The following is a 24,745-nucleotide window of genomic DNA, read 5'->3' as shown; positions in this document are numbered from 1 at the left end:
TTCGCGCGACCGCCCATTGCGCATGCCATTGCGCCTGCCGGACCCGACGTTGTGCTCAGTCTTCGATACCGAGATAGATATCGACGTCACGACGCAGCCAGCCCAGCGTCGAGGCCTGGAAGGCGGCCGTGTCCGCCTCGTCCCAGATGACGCACATCATCGCCTCTTCCCGGGTCAGCAATTCGTCGCGCAACAACTTGTCGTTCGCGTCGGCACAGGCCTTGGCATCGGCGTTATGGCGGGCAAACACGTTCATGGCAGCCTTCAGGCCATCCTCGAACTCCTCTTCATCCACCAGGTGCGCGTCTTTACCCATCAGCGTCAGTGTAATCAGCATGTTACGCTCCATTTCGATTGATGTTCGATTGATGACATGAATCGGATTCTCTCCGCGAAACCCTTGTTGCGAACCTTCAATGGCACCAGGCTAGCCGGCACCGCCCGGTTCGCACAGAAACAGCCGTGGCTGACTCTGCCGGTACACCCGAAACCACATCAGCGTCGCCGGCGCGAGGGCCGTGACGGCAAACCACAGGGCGTCGTCGGCCAACGCGGCGGTGTCGTCCAGCCGTCGCGCCGTCAACGCCCAGCCGCTCCAGTCCGGTTCGGCCAGATCCTTTCGGGTCTGTTGCGACAACCGCGCGGCACTGTCGGCCGCCAGCCGGACCTGTCGAACCACTTCAGCACGGGTCAGCCGGGAGCGGAGCAAATCATCCCGTACCAACCCCTCGCTGAGAATCATCACCCCTTCGCAGGACTGCTCGATCTGGGCCAACAGCCCGGATACGGACACGACGGTGTTTGAGGTGGACGATACGGCATGGCGCATGTTCGAATTCCCGATTCGAGGATCAATAACGGTGGATTACCCCGCTTGACGATCGATGAAGCAATCGGCATGCCAAACGCTCGCAAACCGAGCCATGTCGCGATTTGCCACGCAAAACAACCGGCAAGTCGACGCATTTGTCGCAAAGATGACAACAAATTCCGTGCGGTTCCGGACATGCTGCCCGGCCGCAAAACCCACCAGACCCCATTTCGCGCCAAACAACCACGATTTGACCGGTAATCGGGGCGAACGGCACGGTGTTTGCTTCGTTTCCAAGGATTTGCTTATCGAGATGCGAGGAACGGCACATGCTGGATACGGCCATCGTTGGCGGCGGACTCTCCGGACTGGTACTCACCCGGGGCCTGAGGGAACAGGGTGTGGATGTTGCGCTCTATGAAGCTCGGGATCGGCTGGGTGGCCGCATTCTGTCGGTCCCCTGCCCCGGGGATGCCAATGTCACGGAAGCCGGTGTCGAGGGCGGCCATGCCGTCGACCTGGGGCCCACCTGGTTCTGGCCGGACATCCAGCCGCGCATGACGCGACTCGTGGCCGACCTCACACTGGCCAGTTTTCCCCAACACGACGATGGCACCGTGCTTCATCTCAAGGAAGTCGACAAACCGGCGGAAACCGTTGTCATGGGCCGATTGCACGGCGGGGCCCAACGGCTCGTCGGCGGGATGGGCGCACTCGTCGGTGCACTGGCCGCATCGCTGCCGAACGACGCGCTTCATCTCGGACACGAACTCATCGCCGTTCAGGACTGCGACGATCACGTTGCCCTGCATTTCCGCCACGATAACGACGTGATCCGGATTCAGGCCCGGCGCGTCGTACTGACCATTCCGCCCCGGTTGCTCGCCGAGCGGACGCAATTCACGCCCACGCTCGACCCGGACCTCGTCGCCTGTATGCAGCACACCCCGACCTGGATGGCGGATCAGGCCAAGGTGGTGATCGCTTTCGATTCGGCCTTCTGGCGCGCAGATGGCCATTCCGGCAATGCGTTCGTGAGCCACGATCACGTGACGCTGCGGGAAGTGCACGATGCCTGTGACGCCACAGGCGCGCAGGCCGCCCTGAGCGGCTTTTTCGCCCTGACGCCCGAGTTTCGCCGATCCGTCCCGGTCAGCAGCCTGAACATGCTCGTGTCGAGCCAGCTGACCCAGATCTTCGGCGACAGGACACCTTCGGGCACCCCCTGCATTCAGGACTGGGCCAGCGAACCGTTCACCTGCAGTGCCGCCGATCGCACACCGATCGACAGTCACCCGGCGTATGGCGACCAGCGACTTCGCCAGCAGCTGTGGCAAGGCAAGCTGCATTTCGGCGGCTCCGAAACCGCAGCCTATGGGGGTGGCTACCTGGAAGGCGCCCTGGACGCTGCCGCCCGCGTGCAGCGGACTCTGGCCAAAACCCGTCCGGCAGCCGCCCCATTGCTGACGGCATCCAACGCAAACGCTCTGGCGGCGTTTTCGGCATGGGTGGCGGCCCAGCGCGATGGCGCGCTGGTGCACTACCGACAACATCTGAACCGGTACCTGTCGGAACAGCAGCGGGATCAACTGACCCAGCGTGCCCTGCTGGACACGGTGGAACAGTGCTATAGCGCCGCGCTCGACCGTTTGAGCGCGCTCCCGCTCGACATGAACGGCATCGCCATCGAACGCGGACGCACCGCACTGACGCCCGTGATTCTGGCCGCCTTCGACGGATTCAATCGCCACCTGATCTCCGAGGCCGTCGAATTCAACCGGGGCTCCTGCGCCCTGTCGAATTTCGGCGATGAACACGATCCGGACGCGGATTATCTCGCGGTCATCAACCGGGATCTGATCGCGGCCTGGCGGGAATTCGCCCTGAATGCCAACCAGATCCTGCGTGCCCGGATCCAGCCGTCCCCCGATATCGAAGCGACCGCGCGCTGCTAAACCCCGTTCCATTCCCTGCCATCATGACAACGAGACCCGCGCCCATGACCAATCCGCCGACCGCCACGCGCCCGATCACACCGGAAAACTGCCGTTACTACATGACCTACACCGGTATCCAGCTACCCCTGAAGCTCGTCAATGAACTGGAACCCGGGGCCATTTCCAACCGCAACACCTATTTTCTGGCCGAATACGACGACGCGGGTCGGGTCACCCTCTGCCAGAAGGTCGTGTACGGCGAAATCGAACTGGAACATCGGTACCATTACCACGACAACGGCAACCTGAAACGGGCCGAAATCCTGAACGCGGAAAACGAGACCCACGTGATGCAGTACACGGAACAGGGGCGCATGATCGCCATCTGATCCGAGCCTCGCCCCCGGCTACCAGCTGGGGACAAGCCAGCAACCACTCGAGTTGCCGGAACAGCAAGCCGTCACGCACCGGAGGACGGGTGCTACCTTCCGGCCAGACTTGATTAGCTGGCTAATCGTTACTATTGTCATGGACAATCGATGTCACGGCGGATCTACCCAGGCGGCTTCCTGCCGGTCACTGACGTTCGTGCGGCCTGCACACTCGCGGGAACCGACCGGTCTGTTCGATGATGTCCCTCCCCCTCGCACCCCACCGCGCCAGGAGCACCACCATGTCTGATCCCACTGCCAGCCAAGCCCCTTCGTATCCCCGCGTCGCCATCGTCACCGGCGCCACGTCCGGCATCGGCGAAGCCATCGCCCGCAGCTTCGTTGCGCAGGGTATTGCCGTCGTCGGCAATGGCCGAAGCGCCGACAAGCTGACCGAACTGGAACGGGAACTGGGCGCCACCTTCCGCGGGGTGGCCGGAGATGCGGGGGATGCCGCCCTCATCGAGCGTCTGTTCGAAACCGCGGCGGATGCCTTCGGACGGTCGGCCGACATCGTGGTCGTCAATGCCGGCCGGGGCCTCGGCGGTTCCGTGAAGGACGCCGATCTGGGCCAGTTCGAGGACGTGCTGCGCATCAACCTCTCCGGCGCCCTGAACCTGATGCAGCAGGCAGCCCGTGTGATGGTGGAGAAGCAGGCGACCGACTACCCCCAGAAACCGGCGGACATCGTGGTGATCGGTTCGGTGGTGGGCAAGCACATCTCCCCGTTCAGCGCCGTGTACGGCTCCACCAAGTTCGCGGTGCATTCGCTGGCCGAGGGATTGCGCCGCGAGATCGGCCCCAAGGGCGTGCGCGTGACGCTGGTCGAACCGGGCATCGTCATCAGTGGTTTCCAGGCCGTCGCCGGTTATGCCGACGACATGGTCGGCAAGTTCGAGGACAACTGGGGGCCCCTGCTCTACGGCGAGGACATCGCCAACGCCGTGCAGTTCGTGGTGGACCAACCGCCGCACGTGCATGTCAGCGAAATCATGGTCCGGCCCACGCGCCAGGACTACCCCTGATCGCCGCTGGCGACCAGGGCAGCCGCGGACTCAGAAACCGTCGCGCTTGCTGCCCCAGGGATGGGTACCCGGCACCAGCTCGGCCTTGATGCCGGCCTTCTCGACATCCGCCCGCGTCTTGTACAGCGTGGCCTCGTGGGCCAGGATCGGCCCCTTCATGACGGCCACGTAACGCGCCGGTACATCCACCTCGCACACATAGCCCCCGCCCGGATCTTCCACGCTCCGCAAATTGCCGTCCCAATCCATGAAAAACCCGCTCATTCGTACCTCCCCCCGCATTCGTCATTCTTTCGAGTCCCATGATCCGCACCATGGTTCTTTTTGCCGAACTGAGGAAAAGCAAGAATCAAGCCCGCGTAAGCCATTGATTCAGCAGATTCTCCCTGTCACAAACACGACAAAACCCACCCAACTTGTGGTGAGCAGGACAAACGCACCACCCGGATTCCGAGGATGGGACAGCGTCCGGTAATCGGTGTTTCAAAAACTAGACTTTGTCGGAAAAGGCTGGACAATGCCGCTCCGAACTGGCTGTTAGCATTGCTAGTCATGACTTCGGCTCATAGAAAGCCGAAGCATCAACACAACAGAGAGGAAACCGTACGATGCAAACTCAAGACACGATCCGGCAAGACACCATCAAGATCGCCGACACCACGGCGAATCCTGCCCCCCTCGGCCTCATGGCCTTCGGCATGACCACGGTACTGCTGAACCTGCACAATGCCGGCTTCATCGCCATGGATACCATGATTCTCGCCATGGGCATTTTCTACGGCGGCATCGCCCAGATCATCGCCGGCATCATGGAGTGGAAGAAGCACAACACCTTCGGCACCGTGGCGTTCATTTCCTACGGCTTCTTCTGGTTGACCCTGGTCGGCCTGATCGTGATGCCGAAGATGAATGTCGGCGTGGCGCCTACCGACGGCCATGCACTCGGTGCCTATCTGGCTCTGTGGGGCGTGTTCACAGCCATCCTGTTCGTACCGACGCTGCGCATCAGCCGGGCATTGCAGGTGGTGTTCGCCACCCTGGTCATCCTGTTCTTCATGCTGGCCGCCGCCGAGCTGACCGGCCATGCGGCCATCGCGACCTATGCTGGTTATGTCGGTATCGTCTGTGGTCTTTCTGCCATGTATGCCGCCATGGGCCAGATCTGGAACGAAATGTTCAAGCGCGAAGTCGCCCCGCTCGGCGCAATCTGATTCCAGGTTGACATCCTGACCTTAAAGCACCGCGCCGATTCTCCGGGGCGGTGCCCGGCCCAGCGCCCCCGCCTCGCGCCTGACGCGCCCACTCATTTCCTCCGCCCCACCCATGGCATTCATGGCCTGGAACCCATCCTGTCACTGCCACATCGAGACGGGCTCGCCTAGCCGATCCCACCGTTCCGATCCCGCCAAGACGATCCCGGCTACACAATCCCACCATTGGCTCGCACCACCTGTCCATTGATCCAACCGCCTTCCGGCCCCGCGAGGAAGGACACGACCCGCGCAATGTCCTCCGGCGCACCAAGCCGCTCCAGGGGGGACATCATCGCGAGCCGGTCGACGACCTCCTGCGACTTGCCCTCCAGAAAGAGATCGGTGGCCGTCGGTCCGGGCGAAACGGCGTTCACGGTGATATTCCGGCCACGCAATTCCTTGGACAGCACGCTGGTCATGGCCTCGACCGCCGCCTTGCTCGCGGCATAAACCGAATAGGTGGGCAGTTTCATGCCCAAGACGCTCGTGGAGAGGTTCACGATCCGACCACCATCGCGCAACCGTCGGGCGGCCTCACGCATGCCGTTGAAGGTGCCTTTCAGATTGACGGCCATCAAACGGTCGAAGGTGGCGTCGTCGAAATCCACGAGATTGGCGTAGTGGATCATCCCCGCATTGTTCACCAGTACATCCAGACCGCCATACTCGGCCTCCACGGTATCGAAGAGACGCGCAAAGGCCGCCGGGTCCGCAACGTCGGCCTGCAGAGCCATGCCCTGTCCGCCCGACTCACGGATCTTCTCCAGCAGGGCCTCGGCCGCGTCTCCCCGACGGGCGTAATTGATGACGACGGTGAACCCGTCCCGGGCGAGGCGTTCCGCAATCGCAGCACCAATACCGCGAGACCCGCCGGTAATCAGTGCCACCTTGTTCGGTCGATCCGACATGAGAGATTCTCCTGAGCAGTCAGCGACAAACCCTGGGTCGGAACCGATGGGTATTGCCGAAGTGGTGAGTTTCGATGGTCTAGACTCGTCAGAGCCGATGTGGGTAGCCTAGTTCAATCTGCAAACGAACACCCGACCTTTCACAGACGAACCCTGACACAAACGCCCCGGCACGATCGCCCCGGCACGATCGCCCTGGCACACCTTTACCCATGCCTAAGGGCCAAAGCAATCCGGCTAACAAAACCATTCAAACAAGATCAAGGGAGGCTGAACGATGAAAACCGTTTCACGCATTTTTCAACTGTTGCACGCCCTGATTGCGCTGTTCTTCGCCTGTGCGGCGATCATGCTTGTCTTCATTGCCGCCCGAACCGGACTCCTCGCCCTCTCGTCAGGGGTCGACACCGCCGCCGCCCAGCAGATCATCGAAGCCATCGGCCTGTTGTCCTCCGCCGTGGTGGCGCTGCAAATCGCCGAGACCATCACCGAAGAGGAAGTGATCCGCGATGCGGACATCAGCGCCCCCACCCGCGTGCGGCGGTTCCTTTCGCGGTTTTTCGTGGTCATCATCGTCGCCCTGGCCATCGAAGGGTTGGTCGCGAGCTTCAAGGCCATTCACGAGGCCCCCGACCAACTCCCTTACGCCGCAGCCCTGATCGCCGGTGTCGGCGTGCTTCTGGCCGCCTGGGGCGTCTTCATCCGGCTCAACCGCTATGCCGAGGAACTGGAGCCCGAAGCCATGGCGGAGGTGAAGAGCGAGGATCAGAAAGTCCGTCGCTCCTGACCCGCCCTCCTTCAGAACCGGCCCGGCCGAACGCCCTGCGCACCGGCGCTTAAAAAACGCCGGCGATGATCTAAGCTTGCCCGAAACACCCGGCATCGACTGCACGATCACTCACAAACGAATCATCGAGGACACCCATGAAAGCCGTTGGCTATTACACCCCCCTGCCGATCACCGACGAACACGCCCTCATCGACCTGGAACTGCCCGCCCCCCAGCCGGAAGGCCGGGATCTGCGGGTCCGCGTCAAGGCGGTATCGGTCAACCCCGTGGACACCAAGATCCGCCGCAAGACGGCGCCCCCGGCGGGCGAAGCCAAGATTCTCGGCTGGGATGCCTGCGGCGTAGTCGAGGCCGTCGGGCCGGAGGTTAGCCTGTTCAAGCCCGGTGACGCGGTCTGGTACGCCGGCTCGATCGCCCGGACCGGCACCAATGCCGAACTGCATCTCGTCGACGAGCGCATCGTCGGCCGGAAACCCGAATCGCTGGATTTTGCCCAGGCCGCTGCCCTCCCCCTGACCAGCATCACGGCCTGGGAACTCCTGTTCGATCGCCTGGGCATAGTGCCCGGCAAGCCGCAGACAGATCAGAGCCTGCTCGTAGTAGGCGGTGCCGGCGGCGTCGGTTCGATCCTGATCCAGCTCGCTCGCCGACTGACGGGACTCACCGTCATCGGCACCGCATCGCGCCCCGAAACGGCAGACTGGATCCGGGACCTCGGCGCGCACCATGTCCTCGACCACACCAGGCCCTTGAGCGCGGAGCTGGAAAAGGCCGGCCTGAAGCAGGTGACCCATGTGGCCAGCCTGACGCATACGGGACAGCATTTTGCGGAACTCGTCGAGGTGCTCGCGCCCCAGGGTAAATTCGCCCTGATCGATGATCCAGACCCCAGCGAGATCGACGTACTGCAACTCAAGCGCAAGAGCCTTTCCCTGCATTGGGAACTGATGTTCACGCGCGCCCTGTACGAGACCACCGACATGATCGCGCAACATCACCTCCTGAACGAAGTGGCCGACCTCGTCGATGCCGGCCTGATCCGCACCACGGTCAATGCGCATTTCGGCCGTATCAACGCCGCCAACCTGCGACGGGCCCATGCCCAGATCGAAAGCGCCACGACGCGCGGGAAAATCGTGCTCGAAGGCTTCGACTGATCCCTGCCCCTGAGCGCCCCCCCTATCCGCCTGCCCGCGCCCGCTGGCAGGTACCGCACGGCGCCGTCCAAACAGAAAGATCCGACGGGCTTCATCCATTCATTTGATAGCTAATTAGTTGCATGCCATAGGATTCAGAACTACATATTAGGAGGTCGGTGCCGAATCAGGGCACCCATGAACACACGCACATTCAGCCGAAACCATTCACCTTGAACGATTCAATCCCGGGAGGTTTGACGATGAAGATGCAGCAACTCAGTCAGGGCGATCAGATGCCGATTTTGGGCCTGGGGACGTGGAAATCCGAGCCCGGCGAAGTCTACGAAGCGGTCAAGACGGCACTGGAACTCGGCTACCGGCATATCGACTGTGCCGCGATTTATGGCAACGAACCCGAAATCGGTCAGGCCCTGAGCGAAAGTATCGAGGCTGGGGTGGTCCGCCGCAAGGAACTCTGGATCACCTCGAAGCTGTGGAACAACGCCCACGCGCCGGAAGACGTACAGCCTGCATTGGAAAAAACCCTTGATGACCTGCAGCTGGACTATCTGGACCTGTATCTCATCCACTGGCCCGTCGCCCTTGCCAAAGGCGTGGTGTTCCCCGAGTCCGGCAGCGAGCTCGTCAGTCTGGACGATCAGCCCATTGCCAAGACCTGGGGTGCGATGGAGCCCTTGGTGGACAAGGGGCTGACGCGGCATATCGGCGTATCCAACTTCAGTATCGCCAAACTCGAATCATTGCTGACGACGGCGCGCATCAAGCCAGAAATGAATCAGGTCGAACTGCATCCCTATCTGCAGCAGCCGGCATTGCTGGCCTATTGCCGGGATCAGGGTATTGCCGTGACTGCCTACTCGCCACTCGGCTCCAAGGACCGTCCCGACACGCTCAAGGCGAAGGACGAACCCATCCTGCTGGAAGATCCGGTGATTCTGGAAATCGCAGCACGACTGAAGGCCACCCCGGCCCAGGTGCTGCTCAGCTGGGCCATCCATCGGGATACGGTCGTGATTCCGAAATCCGTCCATGCGGCACGCATGAAGGAAAATCTGGCAGCCGCGTCGCTGCCTCTGAGCGCCGACGACATGGCGGCCATTGCGGCACTGGATCGCCACCGTCGATACGTCAGCGGCGATTTCTGGTCACCGGAAGGCAGCCCCTACACTCAGGAAAACCTCTGGGACGAATAAACCAAAAGTTCACCTTTAGAAGACCGTCTTCGACTCATGTGTGATCAACGGTACGCCCTCTGCCATCAGGTCGTCATGATTCAAGCCAACTATGTCAGACTGAAAACCCGATCACGCGGGCGTGCTGATCGGGTTTAAGGCGATTCATTCGGCCAATAGGTAGCACAGCATGAAAATCGGCTTGGCATTGGGCAGCGGCGCCGCGCGGGGTTGGGCGCACATCGGCGTAATCCGCGAACTGGCGCGATTGGGCATCGAACCGGACATCATCACGGGCACGTCCATCGGCTCCCTCGTCGGTGCTGCCTATGTCTCGGGCAATCTCGACCGGCTGGAAAGCTGGGTGTGCTCGCTCGGCAAGCTCGAAACCGCGAAATTCTTCAACATCAACATGTCGTTGAACGGGTTCGTGAATCGCGACAAGTTGCATCGGTTCCTGAATGAATACGTGGCGCAAGAAGACGTACTCATCGAACACATCGAAGCACATCGATATGCCGCCGTGGCGACGGAGCTGGAAACAGGCAAGGAGATCTGGCTCAACCAGGGGTCGTTGCTGGAAGCCGTATGGGCCTCCATCTCGCTGCCCGGCCTGTTCCCGGCTATCCGCAATCAGGACCGCTGGCTGATCGACGGCGGCGTCGTCAATCCCGTGCCCGTATCCGTCTGCCGGGCGCTGGGCGCCGATCTCGTCATTGCCGTCAATCTGAACAGCCATATCGTCGGCAAGCCCTTCGAAACGAACGGGGGGTCGTCCGACGACGTGATCGGCGAAGCCAGAAGCGAAAGCAGCGGGATCGTGGGTCGGATTTCCGACGTCGTGCGGGAATACACGACTGCGCTTTTCCCGAACAACAGTAAAGCGGAAAAAGAGCAACCTCCCAGTCTGTTCGACGCCATCGCGGGCGCGGTGAACATCACTCAAGATCGGATCACGCGCAGTCGCATGGCCGGCGACCCGCCCGACGTGATCCTGTCACCGAAGATCGCCCATATCGGGCTCCTTGAATTTTACCGGGCGGACGAAGCCATACAGGAAGGCGGGCACTGCGTGCAACGCATGGGCCTGGAAATCAAGCATCTATTGAGAAGAGACTGATGAAGCGAGGACAATCCCCCGGCTGCCCAGGCTACAACCACAGTTCCAGCGGCGCGTAATTCACCAGGGATTTCAGGATATCGCCGCGCGTGACGATGCCGACTACGTGACGCTCGTCGTCCACGATCGGAATGCCGCGGATATCCTGGGCAAGCAGCACACGCGCCAACTCACGGATATTGGTGTTGGTGGTCGCCGACAGGACGTTCGCCGTGGCAATGCTGGACACCGGCCGCGGCGCCAGATCGGTATAGCGGATGCGTTTGCTGGTCAGATCGCCTTTCGTGGCGATACCGACGAGGTTCTTCTGCGCATCCACCAGCGGCACCGAGCCGATGCCATACCTCTCGAACAACGCACGGAGATCCCGGATTGGCGCATTCGGCGCCAGGGTACGAACCGGCTCGGTCATGATCTGGGCGGCGAACTGAACCGGCCCGACCTCGCGCAAGGTCTGCTTCTTGACGGCTTCATAGGTGCCCAGGGCCGCCCCGCTCTGCGGCGAGAATCGGCCCCGTGGCCGGTACTGGCCCGGGGACTGCTCGGGGGACTGATCGTCCGTATCTTCCACCCGACGCGACCGATGGACGGGATCGAGGGCAGACGGTTCACCCCGAACCTGCCGAATCAAGGCCTGATCCAGGGTCAGATGATCGTTCATGCCCGCACCGAACAAGATAAAACTCATGCTTCAGCCCAACCTGTCACACCCTGATCAATCTCATGCTGTCGGCCCCAGGCGCGCAGGCGCACCAGAAGCTGCTGCGCCTCCGGGGTAACCTCGGGCGTTTGCGTCAATAATGCCTCGATCGTCGCGAAAAAACATGCATAACTCATGCCGTTATTGACCTCCCCTGATGGCGTACCGACCAGCCGATCCCGCTGCCAGTCTTGCCACTTCACCCGATCGACCTCGGGCAGGAGATCCGGCCGGGTTCGGGCGACGAACCGGAAGCACAGTTCCGGCAGTCGCGCATCCTGCCAATCGTGACGAATCAGGTCGATCAAGCCGGCTTCGACCCCGGGGTCCGTCAGCGGACTATCGTGGCTCAAGGCCCGATCCAGCCTGCGATTAAAGGCCTCAAGGGCCGCCCGATCGCCCGTGGGCATGAAACCGTCATAGAGGGCACACTCGACATCCTGAGGCGCGTAGTCCCTCTGCGCTGCCAATACCGATTGCAGCTTTTCGGCAATCGCCGGCTTGTGGCGGTCCATCACCGCCAGGTGCCCGCGAACACGGTCGCGGTCAAGCTGCATGCGTTGGGCCACGGCATCTTCCTGCAGAATGGCGGCACTCACGACCACGGGTGCCCGATTCAGGTGCAACAGCTTGATCGGCAGGCGCGTTTGCGTCTCCGTCACCTCGGCCTGGCTCAGGAAACGACGCGCCGTCAATTCGTCGACGGACGAATCGAGCACTTCGGTCGGATCGAAACGCAGATCCCACAGCAGGCGCTGAGTGCCGACGCCACCGGCCTGCCCGAGATTCGCAAAAAGCGAGGCGCTGCCCTGCTCGGCGGAAATCCGGCCGGAAACATGGACGAAGGCCGAACGATCAGGATCATCGACGAAATCCGCCGCGACATGCTTGCTGCGCAGGCGCAGCAGGTAATCGAACAACTTGGGCGCGTTCCGCTTCAGCAACCGGGCCAGATCGATCGTCGCTTCGACGTCCCCGAGCGCATCGTGGGCATGGGCATGGGCGATGCCGTTGGCGGCCGTCAGCGCCTCCAACCGCAAGGTGGGTTGACCGGCATCGTCCCTGGGCCATTCAATCCCCTCGGGCCGCAACAGGCGAACGGCGCGTGCGGCATCAAGGACATCCCAGCGACTGTTGCCGTTCTTCCATTCATGGGCGTAGGGATCGCGCAGATTGCGCCAGAACATGAAGCGCAGCATCTCGGCGTCGAAACGGAGGCTGTTGAACCCGACGGCACAGGTGCCCGGGCGACTCATCTGCTCGTGGATTCGCGCCGCAAAGACGGCTTCACAGGTTCCCCCGGCCGCCGCAAGATCCTCCGGGAGAATTCCGGTGACCAGGATCGCCTGGGGATGAGGCAGCACCTCGGCGGAGAGCGTCGCGTAAAACGTGACGGGATCGTCGATCACGTTCAGCGCCTCATCGGTCCGGATGGCCGCAAACTGCACAGGCCGATCGCATCGCGGATCGGCACCCGTGGTTTCGAAATCGTAAAAAAGGAAACTCACCGGCCCGGTACTGTCTGATGCGAAGATACGGCAGCAATCGGTGAAGATGCGCCCGCTGCGGGCGAAACAGCGGCCGTATCTCCCTGATCCTCCGACGGGGGATTCAGCGGTTGTATTGGCGTCAGCAAGGCCATCAGGGTTTCCGGCGCTGGTCGGTCGTCGGCTTTCTGCCCAGCTTTCTGCCCGTCTACTTTTCGATCGCGCCACGCATAGATCACCGTCGCGGCCAGAACCGCGCGCACGTAATGCCGGGTTTCATCAAACAGGATGGTGTCCACCCACACATCGCCGGGCAGCGTTCGCGATTCGGGCAGCCACTGCCGAACGCGGCCAGGCCCGGCGTTGTAGGCGGCAACCGCCAGCGGTAATTGGCCGGAAAATCGCTGGTTGAGATAGGAAAGATAGGCGGCGCCGAGCGTGATGCTGGTCTGGGGATCGTGCAAATCCGGATCGTTCAAACCAAGCCCCGCCTTTCGATTGATCCACGAAGCCGTTCGCGGCATGAGCTGCATCAGCCCCTGTGCCCCGACACCGGAACCCACATCGCTCATGAACAGACTCTCGCGTCGAATCATCGCATAGAGCCAGTTGGGATCGACACCCTGCTGGGCTGCCTGCTGATTCACCTCGCCGTGCCAGGGTGTGGGAAAACGCGCGGCAAACCAGCTGGGATCGTTTTGCTTGCCCATCCGGGCAATGGCAATCGATACCCGGTCGTACCATTGGCTCTGTTCGGCAAGAAGCGTCAACGCCGGCAGCTGATCGGCAGGAATTTCATCCAGCGCATAACTGAAGGCACGACGCGCGTCGTCCGTCAGATTCACGGCCCGAAGATAGAAAGCGAGTTGAACGGCCGGCAGGCGGGCCACCTGCTCGACGGAGACTCTGGGCAGTGGCGGCAGTTTGGGCCAGGGGTAGGCCATGCCGAGTCGGTCTGCCGCCAGAAATCCGTAGTAATCGGGTTCGGGGAGCAGCGCCCGCCATCGTGCCTTGGCCGACGCTTCGTCGCCCAGCGCGTCATCGGCGCGGGCCAGCCAGTACTGCCATTCCGACTGCTGCGCGAGATCCTCGGGCATGGCCGAGATAGCCGCCTTCAATCGCGGCCAGTCCTCAGCCCTTAACGCGGCACGCGCCAGCCAGGTCCGGGTTTCCTCGTCCTGAACGCTGCTTGGTAACGCTTTCAGCCAGTCGTAGGCCTCGGGCATGCGGGTATAAGCGGCCTTCAGGGCGACGCGCCGTGCGATGTCATCCCGATCCGCCTGTGGTACGGCCCATATCGTGGGGAGTTTTCCCAAATAATCGTGGGTCGCGGCGGGATCGAGCCGGGACAGGATTGTCAAAGCCTGTATCAGCTGCGCACGCTCCTCTGCACCCAAAACATGATCTGCCCGCTGGGCAAGATCATCGCGGACGACCTGCTCCGGCGCCTGTTCCACCTTGGACCAACCGGCCAGATAGGCATCGAGACCACGGATCTTCTGGACACTGCCAGTCTTGACAAGGTATTTGCCCAGACTGATGTTCCCGGCCAACACCGCCGCCCGGATGCGCTTATGATAAAGCGCGGGGGTGAGCCGATCATGATCATGCAGCCAGGTGAAGACAGGATCACACTCGTCGGGCTGGCTATGACCGACTGCCCAGACACGCTCAGCCAATTCGATGCGCTGCGCATCCATGGCGTTGGTTTCAATGGCCGCCTGCAGCATCTGACAGGTCCGGACCCGGGTAGGCTTGAGGGTCGGCGGCAAGTCAACCGCCGCAAGGTACGAAGCCCAGGCGTTCTGCCTGGCCAGGCTACGCAACAGGGCAGCCTTCAGATCCTTGCTGAAGGGATAGGACGGATGGGCCTTCAGGAAGTCCTCGACCCGATCGGGATTCTGATTGACGGTGTCCATCAACCAGCGGAATTGCAGATAGGTGGCCAGCGGGTTAACACCCAGCGTCGACACGGCGCCCGCCACGGCCGCATTGTCCCCCTGAGCGATGGCCGCCAGACCTTGTGTAAACGCATCCGGGACCGACCAGTCAATGCGCACGACAGGCGACACCGACTGGGAACCGGTTGGCGCCGACCCGGCCGAAGGCTCATCGCCACGAACCGGCAATCCGCTCACGGCCAGCATCGCACCGATGAGCAACGACGCCGGCCACAGCCGCCGTCGACCCATGACCTGTTTCAGAAATGATCCGCTTGCACGCATACCAATAACCACATGAATTCCCGGAGTTTGAGCACCCTGTCATAATACCCAGATGACCCAGCCCGTGAAATGCTCCTCTGATCTTTCCACCGAAACCCGGCACGCCAGGCCGTATGTGGGTCGCTTCGCCCCCACGCCCTCCGGCCCCCTGCATCAGGGATCGCTGGTCGCGGCACTTGGGAGTTATCTCGACGCCAAGGCTCATGACGGACTATGGCGGCTGAGAATGGACAATCTTGACCCCCAGCGCTGCCGAACCGACACGGAATCCACCATCATCGAGCAACTCGCCGCCCATGGATTGCATCACGACGGACCGATCATCCGGCAGGCGGATCGCTGCACACAGTATCGGACAGCCCTGAGGGCATTGCAGCAACAGGACGCCATCTATCGCTGCTGTTGCCGACGGAACACGCTGCGGGCGGGCGTGGATTCCGGGCGCATTGCCGAGGGACTGGCCGGACCAATCTATCCCGGAACCTGCCGACGGGATCCCCCGAGTGCGGATACCCAGGCCGGTTGGCGATTTTCGGTACCCGAGGAGGAGATCGATGTGCCGGATCGCCGCCTGGGCCATCTGCGACAGCGAGTGATCGAGACCGTGGGCGATCCCCTGCTCCAGCGTTCGGACGGCGTGTTCGCCTACCATCTGGCCGAAGTCGTCGACAATGCGGAGGAAGGCATCACGGATGTGGTGCGCGGCGCGGATCTCGCCCCATTGACCCCGCTTCACGTGGCCATTCACCGCAGCCTCTATCCTGATCGACCGCCGCCCCGCTACCTGCACCTGCCGGTGCTCTACGACGCCGAAGGGCGCAAGCTCAGCAAGACGAACCTCGCCCCGCCACTGGACCCCCGAATCGCCCGGGATAATCTCGTCGCTGCGGCGCAGGCACTGGGCCTGGACACGACCGGGGCCGGCGGCGATCCGGCAGCGCTGTTGCAGACCTGGACGGATCAGTGGCGGGCCTTATTCCTCGGTGGCGAGCAGACCGTCGACCCTCTGGAATCCGCGCGGCAGTAGCCGGCCGCGGGAAGCCCGTGCGCCGCGATAGTTGTCGAAGTCCGTACCGCGCAGGGTCACCGAGCGGGCGCCGGACTGCACCTTCAGCCACTCGCCGTCCTTCAGGGCACACACGGCGACGATCTCGATGCCGGCCTTGCCGCTCAGCAGTTTGTTGCCCTTGCCCTTGCCAAGCACGGGAATCTCGCTGCGGTCGATAATCAGGACATGACCGTTGCTGCCGGCCACGGCGATGCGGACATGCTTGTCGCTCAGTTTCAGCGGCGTGCCCAGCCGCGCACCGTCCCCGAGGCTCACCACGACCTTGCCCGCCCGCTGGCGGCCCAGCAGCTCGGTGTAGGGCGCGATGAAGCCATAGCTCGTGTTCTGCCAGAGCAGGACATGATCCGACTCCTCGGCCAGGACCAGAGCGGTGAACTGTGCACCAGTGGGTGGACTGAGACGACCGGTGAGCGGCTCGCCCTGCCCACGTGCCGACGGCAGGCTATGGGCCGACAAGCTGTAGGCGCGGCCGGTGTCGTCGAAGACCACGACGGACTGGGTCGACTTGCCGTGATCGAATGCCAGGCATTCGTCGCCGGCCTTGTAGGACAAGGCATGGGCATCGACGTCATGCCCCTTCGCCGCCCGGATCCAGCCGTTCTTGCTCAGCACCACCGTGACGGGTTCGGCGGACATCAGATCCGTTTCGGCCAATGCCTGCGCGGCGCCCCGCGTGACCAGACGGGAGCGACGGGCATCGCCGTAGGTCTGGGCGTCGGCCTTCAGTTCGTCGCGCATCAGACCACGCAGCGCGGACTCGTCGGCCAGGAGCGCACGCAACTGAGCCGCTTCGGCGGACAGCGCATCCTGCTCCTTGCGCAGGGCGATTTCCTCGAGCTTGGCCAGCTGGCGCAAGCGGATTTCCAGAATCGCCTCGGCCTGGCGCTCGGTGAGATCGAAGCGCGCGATCAATTCCGCCTTGGGTTCGTCGGCCTCGCGAATCACGGCGATGACCTCGTCGATATTCAGGAAGGCGATCATCAGACCGGCCAGGATCTCCAGACGCAGATCCACCTTCGCCAGCCGCCAGGTCAATCGGCGCGTCAGGGTCTGCTGACGGAAAACCAGCCACTCGGACAGCAGCTCCCTGAGATTCATTACCCGGGGCCGACCGTCCAGCGCGATCACGTTCATGTTGACGCGATAGCTTTTCTCGAGATCCGTGGTGGCAAACAGGTGCGCCATCAGCGCTTCGGTATCCACCTGGCGGCTGCGCGGCACGATGACGAGCCGGGTCGGCGCCTCGTGGTCAGACTCGTCGCGCAGGTCGGTAACCAGCGGCAGCTTCTTCGCATTCATCTGGGCGGCGATCTGTTCCAGAACCTTGCTGCCGGAGACCTGGAACGGCAGGGCGGAAATGACGATCTCGCCCTGCTCCACCTCGTAGCGGGCGCGCTGGCGCACGTTGCCGGTGCCCGTGCGGTACATCTGCAGGATCTCGTCCGGCGGCGTGGTGATCTCGCCTTCGGTGGGGAAATCCGGACCGCGCACGTGCTGGCAGAGCTCGTCGACGGTCGACTCCGGGTTGTCGATCAGGGCGATGGTCGCATTGACCACTTCGCGCAGATTATGCGGCGGAATGTCCGTCGACAGGCCCACGGCGATCCCCATCCCGCCGTTCAGCAGGACGTTCGGCAGGCGCGCCGGCAGCAGGACCGGCTCTTCCAGCGTGCCGTCGAAGTTCGGCTGCCAGTCGACCGTGCCCTGCCCCGCCTCGGACAGCAGGCTTTGCGCGTAGGCGGTGAGACGCGATTCCGTGTACCGCATGGCCGCGAACGATTTCGGATCGTCCGGCGAACCGAAGTTGCCCTGACCATCGATCAGCGGATAGCGGTATGAGAACGGCTGAGCCATGAGCACCATGGCCTCGTAGCAAGCCGAATCGCCGTGGGGATGGAACTTGCCGATCACGTCCCCCACGGTACGGGCGGATTTCTTGTGTTTCGCGCCGGCATTCAGACCGAGCTCGCTCATCGCATAGATGATCCGCCGCTGGACGGGCTTCAACCCGTCGCAGACGTTCGGCAGCGCCCGGTCGAGGATGACGTACATCGCGTAATTGAGGTAGGCCTGCTCGGAAAAGGCGGCAATCGACTGCCGTTCAAAACCATCGGTGCTGTTGGCGGAAACGAGACTCATGGTACTGGGAACTTCCTGGTTCAGGTCACAAAAGGATCAACAGTGGCACCGCGCAAATCATGGGCCCGCCCCACAGGGGTAGCCTTCCGAAGAAGGTGACACATCACGAGAGCGCCCTGCGGGCTGCCGGATTCATGCGTCGCAAACGGAAGAATCCTAGCAAACCGAAGAGCGCCGGTGGTAATGCCGCGCTCAGGAAGGGCACGAAGGGGTAGCCACTGCCGTAGACCGGGGCGAATGCCGAAACGATCTGGACGAGGGTGAGATAGACGACGCCGAGCACGATGGCGATGAACAGCCAGCGCCCCGCCCCGCCACTCCGCTGATGGGTGAACACGAACGGCAGGGTCACAAGCAGCATCACCAGCACCGAGATCGGCGCGAAGACCCGCGCCCACATCGCCCCGGCATAGGCGGAATCGTCCAGCTGGTTCTTCGCAAGGTAACGCACGTAGGCATTGAGCTGGAGGATATTCATGTGCCGGGGATTCAGCACGGCGATGTTCAGGATCTTCTGGGAAAACAGCCGGACATGCTCCCGCTGCGGTTCCTGACGCACGACCACATGCGGCCCCGAGGGACCTTCCTCGATCGTCGATTCATGCACGTCGAACAGTTTCCAGCGGTCGCCGCCTTCCGTCAGGGCATAGGCGGCCACCAGCTCCCGATAAGGTCGGCCCTGGGCATTGATCTCGAACACCCGCACGCCGTTCAGTCGCCCGCCGACCAGCGCCTGCCCCACATTGATGAACCGCTGCCCGTCCCGGAGCCACAACCCGGACTTGAGATTCACGCTGACGCCGCTACCCCGCGCCTCGGCCCGCATCTGGTTGGCCTGCTCCTGCCCCCAGGCGCCAATGGTCTCGCCCATTGCCATGCCCAAGGCAGCCAGAATGACCCCGGCGGTCAACACCGGTCTGGCCAGACGCAACACGGACATACCCGATGCCCGCATCACCGTGAGTTCAGAATGGACCGCAAGATTGCCCAGCGCCAGCAGGCCGCCGACCAGAACGGCCGCCGGATAGAAATCGTAAAGATAGCCCGGCGTCGTCAGCAGGACGAAGGAGATCGCCTGCCACATGCTGTACTGGCTCGACACCTTGGGCAGTTCGTCGATAGCGCCGAAAATCACGATCAGGAGCGCGAAGGCCGCCGTGGAAGCCAGCCCCCCCAGCACCACCGTCCGGATCAGATACCGATCAAGCGTACCCATGACGCCACCTGAGCCATCGTTGCCGCAAACGCCGCACGCCGTTGCCGGACCACCACAGCAGTCCCAGCCAGAGCAGGATGAAGCTGCCGTGCGTAACCGCCATGCCCGCCAGCAGGGACAGTTCCTGATGCTTGATCGCGTTGTCGATCAGGGCAATCAGATTGAAGTAGAGCGCATAGAGCAGGAACGCCCAAAACAAGCGCCCATAGCGACCGGAACGCGGGCGGGACTGGGCGAGCGGCACGGCGATCAAGGCCAGGACCAGGGCACTCAGCGCCTGCGAGATCCGGTAGAAGATCTGGGCCTGATCGTCCGGCACCTTCGAAAACAACAGGGCCCAGGAACTCTTCTGGGTACTCTGGCCCGTGATGGCCGACGATGCACCCGGGATGAGGATTTCGTGCGTCCGATAGTCGACCACGGTCCAGTCGGCCTGACCCGGATCGCCCTGGATGCGCCGACCATCGGCCAGAACCATGTAGCGATTGCCGTCATCATCGGCGATCAGATGCCCGGTCGGCGCCATTTCGATACCGGATTTCCGATTGGCGCTGCCGCTGTTCAACGGTTGATTGAAGGCGAAGATATCCGTGTAACCGCCCTTGGCCTTGCCACCGACATACAGCACCAGCTTGCCACTGGGATCCTCGATGAAGCGCCCGACCGGCAGTTGTTCAAGCAACTTCTGGCTTCGGGCCGTATCGATCATCTGTGTCCGAACCTGATCGAGGTAGGGCCAGCCGACGAGCGTGATGAAAGCAGCCAACAGCGTGACCGGAATGGCGAGCCACAGCACGGCACGGGTGAGATGACTCGGGCCGTAGCCGCAGGCGCGCATCACGGACAATTCGGAATCGCGATTCAGACGCCCCAGCGCCAGCATCAACCCGATGAACAGGCCGACCGGCAGGACGTACATGAGCAGGTTCACGGCATTGAACGCCATGATGGCCGGGATCAGGTGGGCCGGCAGCGCGCCTTCCGCCGTCATGCCCAGGGCCTTGGCCAGGAGATTGGCCAGCATGATCAGCAAAACCGTCGCACCCACGCCCAGCGTGGCGACACCGGATTCGCGCAGGAAGTAGCGCGTCAGGATCGACATCGGCTCACGACTTGAGGTGCTTGGCGATCAGACCGTACTTCAGCCGGTCCCCATATTGCGCGGCACCCGCGGGCAGACGCAGACGCACCCGATGACCGCCGCCGGGCGCCTCGATCATGGCCGAGCCGTCCATGGCCTGCATTTCCGCGACCTGCTCGACCCGGTTGCCGTCCGGCAGCAGGAAGGTCACGGCATCGCCGACCTGCAGCTTGTTCTTGATTTCCACCTCGGCCCAGTCGCCCTTGATGCCGGAAATCTCGCCCACGAACTGCTGTTCGCGATTCTTCGAGACGCCCTCGATGTAGTTCTGGTATTCCTTGGTGTGATGACGCTCGAAGAAGCCGTCCGTGTAGCCGCGGTGCGCCAGATTGTCGAGCTCGACCAGCAGTTCGGGGTCGAACGGCTTGCCGGCCACGGCGTCGTCGATCGCCCGCCGGTAGACCTGAGCCGTCCGCGCGACGTAGTAGTGGCTCTTGGTCCGCCCCTCGATCTTCAGGCAGTCCACGCCGATGCGCGTCAGGGCCTGCACGTGCTCCACGGCACGCAGATCGCGGGAGTTCATGATGTAGGTGCCGTGTTCGTCCTCCTCGATGGGCATCAGTTCGCCCGGTCGATTGAGCTCTTCGAGGAGATAGACCCGGTCGGCCAGGGGATGTCGCGCACCGCCGGTCGGCCCGAAGGTCTCGTGGGCCAGCCCCCCGGAAAGATCCAGCCCCTCGATCCGCTCGCCGGCGATCTTGTTGCTGGCATTCAGATCGGCCATCGAGATGACTTCGGCCTGATCGGGGTGGACGACGCCGGAAATATCCTCCTCGGCACCATGGGTCTTGTATTCCCAGCGGCAGGCGTTGGTGCAGGTCCCCTGATTGGGATCGCGGTGATTGAAGTAGCCCGAGAGCAGGCAGCGCCCGGAATAGGCAATGCACAGCGCGCCATGTACGAAGACTTCCAGTTCCATGTCCGGGCAGCGATCGCGGATCTCGGCGATTTCGTCCAGGGAAAGTTCACGGGAGAGAATCACGCGGGACACCCCGACGGATTTCCAGAACTGCACCGTGGCGTAATTCACGGTGTTGGCCTGCACGGAGAGATGGATCGGCATGTCCGGCCACTGTTCGCGTACCATCATGATCAGGCCCGGATCGGCCATGATGAAGGCATCGGGCTGCATCTCGACCAGGGGCGTCATGTCCTTGATGAAGGTTCGGAGCTTGCTGTTGTGCGGGGAGATGTTCACCGCCATGAAGAACTGCTTGCCGGCGGCATGGGCCTCGTCGATGCCGATGCGCAGGTTGTCCTCCAGAAAATCGTTGTTGCGCGCGCGCAGGCTGTAGCGCGGCAGACCGGCATAAACCGCATCCGCGCCGTAGGCAAACGCATACCGCATGGATTTCAGCGTACCCGCTGGTGACAACAACTCCGGCGCTTTCATGGCTATCTACTCATCGACTCTATCGGACAATCCGCTATTGTAGCCTGTCGACGCCCTCGGAATCAGCAAAACCTCATTCCCCGACTTCGTCCAGCAATCGCTGGATCATCCCGGCCGCCTGATGCCCGTAGCCACCGCCGAACAGATTGAAATGATTCAGGATGTGATACAGGTTGTAGAGGGTCTTGCGCAGACCATAGCCCGCATCAAGCGGTGCACTCGCCCGATAGGCGTCGTAGAAGCGCGGGGAGAACCCGCCGAACAGCTCGGTCATTGCCAGCTCCGCCTCCCGGTCGGCGCAGTAGGCGGCCGGATCGTAGAGTACCGGCGCGCCATCCCGGGTAAAACCATAGTTGCCCCCCCAGAGATCGCCGTGGATCAGCGAGGGTGTGGGCATGTAGCTGGTGAAAAATGCCGGCAATGCGGCAATCAGCCGGAATCCGCGTTCGACGTCGCGCCGGGGCAACCCGCGTTCGCCGGCCCATTCGAGCTGCGGCTGCAACCGATGACGGCCGTAGAAATCGATCCAGTCCGACGACGGCGCATTCCGCTGCGGGGTCGTACCGATGAAGTTGTCCGCGACAAATCCGAAGTGCGGCTGCGCCGCGCCGTGCAGCGCCGCGAGCTGTTCGCCCAGACGGGCGTCGTCGCCCCGCCCGCCTAGCTCCAGCCATTCGAGCAGCAAATACCCCTGCCCGGCAGCCTCGCCCCAGGCCAGCGGTTCCGGCACCCGGATATGCGCAGCGAGGGCAGCGAGACCGGCCGCTTCCGCGGCGAAACGCCGTTCGGCAGCGGGATCGCCGCGTCGGACATCCAGCGTTTTGAGAAACAATAACGGGCCCCGATCCGTGCTGATCCGTTCGGTGCGGTTGATGCAGCCGCCGGACACCGGCTGCACTGCCGTCACAGGCCCAAAGGAACGACTCGTCGACACCGACCGCGCCGCGTGATCGAGAATCTGCTGGACCTGCTGGATTCGTGGTTCGCTCATGCGCTCATCCTAGCGCCTCTTTCCGCCGAATGGCCAGCCAACGGATTCGGTTGTCGTGAACCCAATGGCGGATGAAACCCACAACCGTCGGATATCCGGTACCATGCCGACCTTCGACGCTTCAATTGATGCCCCATTTACCGAGTGACGCTGACCATGACCGTGACGCCTTCCCCGATCGGCACCCGCCCCGCCCGCATCGGCCAGTGGCTGCTGGCCCACCCCGTCTGGCTGCTGGCCGCCTTCGCCTTCTGGCTGGCCGCCACGCAATGGATGCGTCCGCTCTTCGTCCCCGACGAGGGTCGCTACGTCGGCGTCGCGCTCGCCATGCTGCAATCCCACGATTGGCTCGTGCCCCGGCTCGACGGGCTGCCCTTCTTCCACAAGCCGCCACTGTTCTATTGGGTCACGGCCACGTCGATGTCCCTGTTCGGCGTGCACGAATGGGCCGCACGACTGGCACCGTTCCTCGGCGCGTTTTTCACCGGCGCTACCCTGTTCTGGTTTCTGGACACCCACGCGAGCCGCCGGGCCGCCGGGCTGTCGCTGCTATTGCTGGGCACGTTTCCCCTGTTCTTCGATGGTTCGCAGTTCGCCAGCATGGACATGCTGGTCGCCTCGCTGATCGCGATCACGATCCTCCTGCTCGCGCATGTCAGCGAACGGATGAAGGCAGGCGCGACGGCCCCGAAGATCCTGATCCTGGCCTATGCCACGGCGGCGCTCGGCATGCTGACGAAGGGGATGATCGGGTTCGTGCTGCCGGGCATGGTGGTCACCTTCTGGCTGCTCTGGCTGCGCCGCTACACGCACCTCTATCGGTTGATCTCGCTGCCGGGCATCGTGGTGTTCCTGCTGATCGCCGCGCCCTGGTTCCTGCTGATGGAGCTGAAGTTCCCGGGCTTTCTCTACTACACCTTCATCTACCAGCAGTTCGACCGCTATCTCGACAGCACCTTCAACAATCCCCAGCCCTTCTACTTCTACTTCATGGTGCTGTTCGGCGGCCTGCTGCCCTGGATCGTCGGCATCCTGCTGATGCGCATCCTCCCCGGCTGGCGTCAGGCACTGCTGCCGGCCGGCAAGCACACCATCGTCAGTCTCGGCGTGATCTGGGTGGCCGCGATCCTGATGTTCTTCTCCATCCCCACCTCGAAGCTGATCGGCTACATCCTGCCCACCGTGCCCGGTTTCGCCCTGCTCATGGCCCTGCTCTTCGATCAGGTGCTGGCCCGCAATGCACAGAACCCCGTGCAGATCCACGCCTGGTATCGGCGGATCGCCCTGCTGGCCCTGATCGGCGGGAGTCTCGGCCTCGTCTCGGTGATCACCTTCAGCCTGATCGATCACAAATCCCACAAGGCGGTGACCGAATCGATCCGCTCGGAGATCGCACCGGACGCCAGCGTGGTGTTCTACAACTACTATTTCTTCAGCGTGCCGTTCTACCTGGATCGACCGGAACCGGCACTCGTCACCGGCGAATGGCATGATCCGGCCAACTTCAAGACCGACGGCTCCAATACAGAGCTGTACACCTCCGCGCAGTTCGATCCCAAGGCTGCGGCAAAAATCCTGATTTCCACCGACGATCTGGCCACGATGATCGCGCAGGCCAGGGCTGGCGCCCGCCCGCCGGTCTGGGTCTATGCCAACCGCAACGACGCGGCCAACGCGCCGCTACTGGCCCAGGTACAGCCACGCGCGCAGGACAAGCGGGTGAATGTGTATTGCTTCGGCTGCACCCCAGCTGCGGCGCCCAACCCCTAAGTCGGCA

22 protein-coding genes are annotated in these 24,745 nt (G+C 62.7%); 10 read left to right on the top strand and 12 right to left on the bottom strand.

Going from position 1 to position 24,745, the window contains the following annotated elements; translation table 11 throughout:
• Positions 1–55: 55 nt before the first annotated feature.
• Both A9404_RS01445 and A9404_RS01440 read right to left on the bottom strand, forming a co-directional pair.
• The gene (locus tag A9404_RS01445; protein WP_066098006.1) at positions 56–337 is read right to left on the bottom strand and encodes a hypothetical protein; all 282 of its coding nucleotides are present in this window, start codon (positions 335–337) and stop codon (positions 56–58) included.
• A gap of 90 nt (positions 338–427) precedes the next feature.
• A complete protein-coding gene (locus A9404_RS01440) occupies positions 428–829 on the bottom strand; it encodes a hypothetical protein (protein WP_066098004.1) in 402 nt (133 codons plus the stop codon).
• Positions 830–1,140: 311 nt separating this feature from the next.
• Between A9404_RS01440 and A9404_RS01435 the strand changes: the two genes are divergently transcribed.
• From A9404_RS01435 to A9404_RS01425, 3 genes are all read left to right on the top strand, one after another.
• A complete protein-coding gene (locus A9404_RS01435; protein WP_066098002.1) occupies positions 1,141–2,766 on the top strand; it encodes a flavin monoamine oxidase family protein in 1,626 nt (541 codons plus the stop codon).
• 44 nt (positions 2,767–2,810) lie between these two features.
• Positions 2,811–3,137 (top strand): DUF6156 family protein, encoded by a 327-nt coding sequence (locus tag A9404_RS01430; protein WP_066098000.1) that lies wholly within the window; start codon positions 2,811–2,813, stop codon positions 3,135–3,137.
• A gap of 284 nt (positions 3,138–3,421) precedes the next feature.
• Complete coding sequence (locus A9404_RS01425; protein WP_066097998.1) at positions 3,422–4,204, top strand: SDR family oxidoreductase; 783 nt, start codon at positions 3,422–3,424, stop codon at positions 4,202–4,204.
• Positions 4,205–4,234: 30 nt separating this feature from the next.
• Here A9404_RS01425 and A9404_RS01420 read toward each other — a convergent pair whose 3' ends face one another.
• Positions 4,235–4,468 (bottom strand): hypothetical protein, encoded by a 234-nt coding sequence (locus A9404_RS01420; protein ID WP_197490389.1) that lies wholly within the window; start codon positions 4,466–4,468, stop codon positions 4,235–4,237.
• A 344-nt stretch (positions 4,469–4,812) separates the two neighbouring features.
• On the opposite strand from A9404_RS01420, the gene A9404_RS01415 reads away from it, so the two are divergent.
• Entirely contained in the window at positions 4,813–5,415 is a 603-nt protein-coding gene (locus tag A9404_RS01415; RefSeq protein ID WP_066097994.1) for an acetate uptake transporter, read from the top strand.
• A 209-nt stretch (positions 5,416–5,624) separates the two neighbouring features.
• On the opposite strand, the gene A9404_RS01410 is transcribed toward A9404_RS01415, so the two are convergent.
• Positions 5,625–6,365 (bottom strand): SDR family oxidoreductase, encoded by a 741-nt coding sequence (locus A9404_RS01410; RefSeq protein ID WP_066097992.1) that lies wholly within the window; start codon positions 6,363–6,365, stop codon positions 5,625–5,627.
• Between the two features lie 277 nt (positions 6,366–6,642).
• Here A9404_RS01410 and A9404_RS01405 point away from each other — a divergent pair, with 277 nt between their 5' ends.
• From A9404_RS01405 to A9404_RS01390, 4 genes are all read left to right on the top strand, one after another.
• Positions 6,643–7,152 carry a hypothetical protein gene (locus A9404_RS01405; protein WP_066097990.1) on the top strand — a complete coding sequence of 170 codons (510 nt, stop codon included), beginning with the start codon at positions 6,643–6,645 and terminating at the stop codon, positions 7,150–7,152.
• 137 nt (positions 7,153–7,289) lie between these two features.
• Positions 7,290–8,312 carry a zinc-binding alcohol dehydrogenase family protein gene (locus tag A9404_RS01400; RefSeq protein ID WP_066097988.1) on the top strand — a complete coding sequence of 341 codons (1,023 nt, stop codon included), beginning with the start codon at positions 7,290–7,292 and terminating at the stop codon, positions 8,310–8,312.
• 242 nt (positions 8,313–8,554) lie between these two features.
• A complete protein-coding gene (locus A9404_RS01395; protein WP_066102586.1) occupies positions 8,555–9,508 on the top strand; it encodes an aldo/keto reductase in 954 nt (317 codons plus the stop codon).
• 169 nt (positions 9,509–9,677) lie between these two features.
• Positions 9,678–10,607, top strand: coding sequence for a patatin-like phospholipase family protein (locus A9404_RS01390; RefSeq protein WP_066097986.1), 930 nt, complete (start codon positions 9,678–9,680; stop codon positions 10,605–10,607).
• Positions 10,608–10,638: 31 nt separating this feature from the next.
• Here A9404_RS01390 and A9404_RS01385 read toward each other — a convergent pair whose 3' ends face one another.
• Genes A9404_RS01385 through A9404_RS01375 form a run of 3 tightly spaced genes read right to left on the bottom strand, consistent with a single transcriptional unit; the run spans position 10,639 to position 14,986 of the window.
• Positions 10,639–11,295, bottom strand: a complete 657-nt coding sequence (locus tag A9404_RS01385; RefSeq protein WP_066097984.1) for a CBS domain-containing protein — start codon at positions 11,293–11,295, stop codon at positions 10,639–10,641.
• Positions 11,292–12,815 carry an exodeoxyribonuclease I gene (gene sbcB, locus A9404_RS01380; RefSeq protein WP_197490388.1) on the bottom strand — a complete coding sequence of 508 codons (1,524 nt, stop codon included), beginning with the start codon at positions 12,813–12,815 and terminating at the stop codon, positions 11,292–11,294. Before sbcB ends, A9404_RS01385 begins: the two co-directional genes overlap by 4 nt.
• The gene (locus A9404_RS01375) at positions 12,812–14,986 is read right to left on the bottom strand and encodes a lytic transglycosylase domain-containing protein (protein ID WP_197490387.1); all 2,175 of its coding nucleotides are present in this window, start codon (positions 14,984–14,986) and stop codon (positions 12,812–12,814) included. Before A9404_RS01375 ends, sbcB begins: the two co-directional genes overlap by 4 nt.
• Before the next feature lie 85 nt (positions 14,987–15,071).
• Here A9404_RS01375 and gluQRS point away from each other — a divergent pair, with 85 nt between their 5' ends.
• Positions 15,072–16,046 (top strand): tRNA glutamyl-Q(34) synthetase GluQRS, encoded by a 975-nt coding sequence (gluQRS, locus tag A9404_RS01370; protein ID WP_066097980.1) that lies wholly within the window; start codon positions 15,072–15,074, stop codon positions 16,044–16,046.
• Here the strand turns inward: gluQRS and parC are convergent.
• From parC to A9404_RS01345, 5 genes are all read right to left on the bottom strand, one after another.
• Positions 15,993–18,227, bottom strand: a complete 2,235-nt coding sequence (parC, locus tag A9404_RS01365; RefSeq protein WP_066097978.1) for a DNA topoisomerase IV subunit A — start codon at positions 18,225–18,227, stop codon at positions 15,993–15,995. The two genes, gluQRS and parC, sit on opposite strands and share 54 nt — an antisense overlap.
• Positions 18,228–18,330: 103 nt before the next feature.
• Entirely contained in the window at positions 18,331–19,443 is a 1,113-nt protein-coding gene (gene lptG / locus A9404_RS01360) for an LPS export ABC transporter permease LptG (protein ID WP_066097976.1), read from the bottom strand.
• Positions 19,430–20,545 (bottom strand): LPS export ABC transporter permease LptF, encoded by a 1,116-nt coding sequence (lptF, locus tag A9404_RS01355; RefSeq protein ID WP_066097974.1) that lies wholly within the window; start codon positions 20,543–20,545, stop codon positions 19,430–19,432. Before lptF ends, lptG begins: the two co-directional genes overlap by 14 nt.
• 4 nt (positions 20,546–20,549) lie before the next feature.
• Positions 20,550–21,977 carry a prephenate-dependent tRNA uridine(34) hydroxylase TrhP gene (gene trhP / locus A9404_RS01350; protein WP_066097972.1) on the bottom strand — a complete coding sequence of 476 codons (1,428 nt, stop codon included), beginning with the start codon at positions 21,975–21,977 and terminating at the stop codon, positions 20,550–20,552.
• 73 nt (positions 21,978–22,050) lie between these two features.
• The gene (locus A9404_RS01345) at positions 22,051–22,968 is read right to left on the bottom strand and encodes a fructosamine kinase family protein (protein ID WP_066097970.1); all 918 of its coding nucleotides are present in this window, start codon (positions 22,966–22,968) and stop codon (positions 22,051–22,053) included.
• A 156-nt stretch (positions 22,969–23,124) separates the two neighbouring features.
• Between A9404_RS01345 and A9404_RS01340 the strand changes: the two genes are divergently transcribed.
• A complete protein-coding gene (locus A9404_RS01340; protein WP_156521187.1) occupies positions 23,125–24,738 on the top strand; it encodes an ArnT family glycosyltransferase in 1,614 nt (537 codons plus the stop codon).
• Positions 24,739–24,745: the final 7 nt, after the last annotated feature.

This window comes from Halothiobacillus diazotrophicus, from assembly GCF_001663815.1.
GTDB classification, from domain to species: domain Bacteria; phylum Pseudomonadota; class Gammaproteobacteria; order Halothiobacillales; family Halothiobacillaceae; genus Halothiobacillus; species Halothiobacillus diazotrophicus.
Note: the sequence above shows the minus strand (reverse complement) of the source record. Positions and strands in the feature narration are given on the sequence as shown.

What these genes read in the sequence shown, in the direction of transcription:
- trhP (WP_066097972.1), bottom strand. Translation starts at nt 21,977, where the DNA reads ATGAAAGCGCCGGAGTTGTTGTCACCAGCGGGTACGCTGAAATCCATG.
- lptG (WP_066097976.1), bottom strand. Translation starts at nt 19,443, where the DNA reads ATGGGTACGCTTGATCGGTATCTGATCCGGACGGTGGTGCTGGGGGGG.
- A9404_RS01390 (WP_066097986.1), top strand. Translation starts at nt 9,678, where the DNA reads ATGAAAATCGGCTTGGCATTGGGCAGCGGCGCCGCGCGGGGTTGGGCG.
- A9404_RS01405 (WP_066097990.1), top strand. Translation starts at nt 6,643, where the DNA reads ATGAAAACCGTTTCACGCATTTTTCAACTGTTGCACGCCCTGATTGCG.
- A9404_RS01440 (WP_066098004.1), bottom strand. Translation starts at nt 829, where the DNA reads ATGCGCCATGCCGTATCGTCCACCTCAAACACCGTCGTGTCCGTATCC.
- A9404_RS01420 (WP_197490389.1), bottom strand. Translation starts at nt 4,468, where the DNA reads ATGAGCGGGTTTTTCATGGATTGGGACGGCAATTTGCGGAGCGTGGAA.
- A9404_RS01435 (WP_066098002.1), top strand. Translation starts at nt 1,141, where the DNA reads ATGCTGGATACGGCCATCGTTGGCGGCGGACTCTCCGGACTGGTACTC.
- A9404_RS01400 (WP_066097988.1), top strand. Translation starts at nt 7,290, where the DNA reads ATGAAAGCCGTTGGCTATTACACCCCCCTGCCGATCACCGACGAACAC.
- A9404_RS01385 (WP_066097984.1), bottom strand. Translation starts at nt 11,295, where the DNA reads ATGAGTTTTATCTTGTTCGGTGCGGGCATGAACGATCATCTGACCCTG.
- A9404_RS01340 (WP_156521187.1), top strand. Translation starts at nt 23,125, where the DNA reads ATGACCGTGACGCCTTCCCCGATCGGCACCCGCCCCGCCCGCATCGGC.
- A9404_RS01345 (WP_066097970.1), bottom strand. Translation starts at nt 22,968, where the DNA reads ATGAGCGAACCACGAATCCAGCAGGTCCAGCAGATTCTCGATCACGCG.
- gluQRS (WP_066097980.1), top strand. Translation starts at nt 15,072, where the DNA reads ATGACCCAGCCCGTGAAATGCTCCTCTGATCTTTCCACCGAAACCCGG.
- A9404_RS01425 (WP_066097998.1), top strand. Translation starts at nt 3,422, where the DNA reads ATGTCTGATCCCACTGCCAGCCAAGCCCCTTCGTATCCCCGCGTCGCC.
- A9404_RS01445 (WP_066098006.1), bottom strand. Translation starts at nt 337, where the DNA reads ATGCTGATTACACTGACGCTGATGGGTAAAGACGCGCACCTGGTGGAT.
- A9404_RS01430 (WP_066098000.1), top strand. Translation starts at nt 2,811, where the DNA reads ATGACCAATCCGCCGACCGCCACGCGCCCGATCACACCGGAAAACTGC.
- A9404_RS01375 (WP_197490387.1), bottom strand. Translation starts at nt 14,986, where the DNA reads ATGGGTCGACGGCGGCTGTGGCCGGCGTCGTTGCTCATCGGTGCGATG.
- A9404_RS01395 (WP_066102586.1), top strand. Translation starts at nt 8,555, where the DNA reads ATGAAGATGCAGCAACTCAGTCAGGGCGATCAGATGCCGATTTTGGGC.
- A9404_RS01415 (WP_066097994.1), top strand. Translation starts at nt 4,813, where the DNA reads ATGCAAACTCAAGACACGATCCGGCAAGACACCATCAAGATCGCCGAC.
- A9404_RS01410 (WP_066097992.1), bottom strand. Translation starts at nt 6,365, where the DNA reads ATGTCGGATCGACCGAACAAGGTGGCACTGATTACCGGCGGGTCTCGC.
- parC (WP_066097978.1), bottom strand. Translation starts at nt 18,227, where the DNA reads ATGAGTCTCGTTTCCGCCAACAGCACCGATGGTTTTGAACGGCAGTCG.
- lptF (WP_066097974.1), bottom strand. Translation starts at nt 20,545, where the DNA reads ATGTCGATCCTGACGCGCTACTTCCTGCGCGAATCCGGTGTCGCCACG.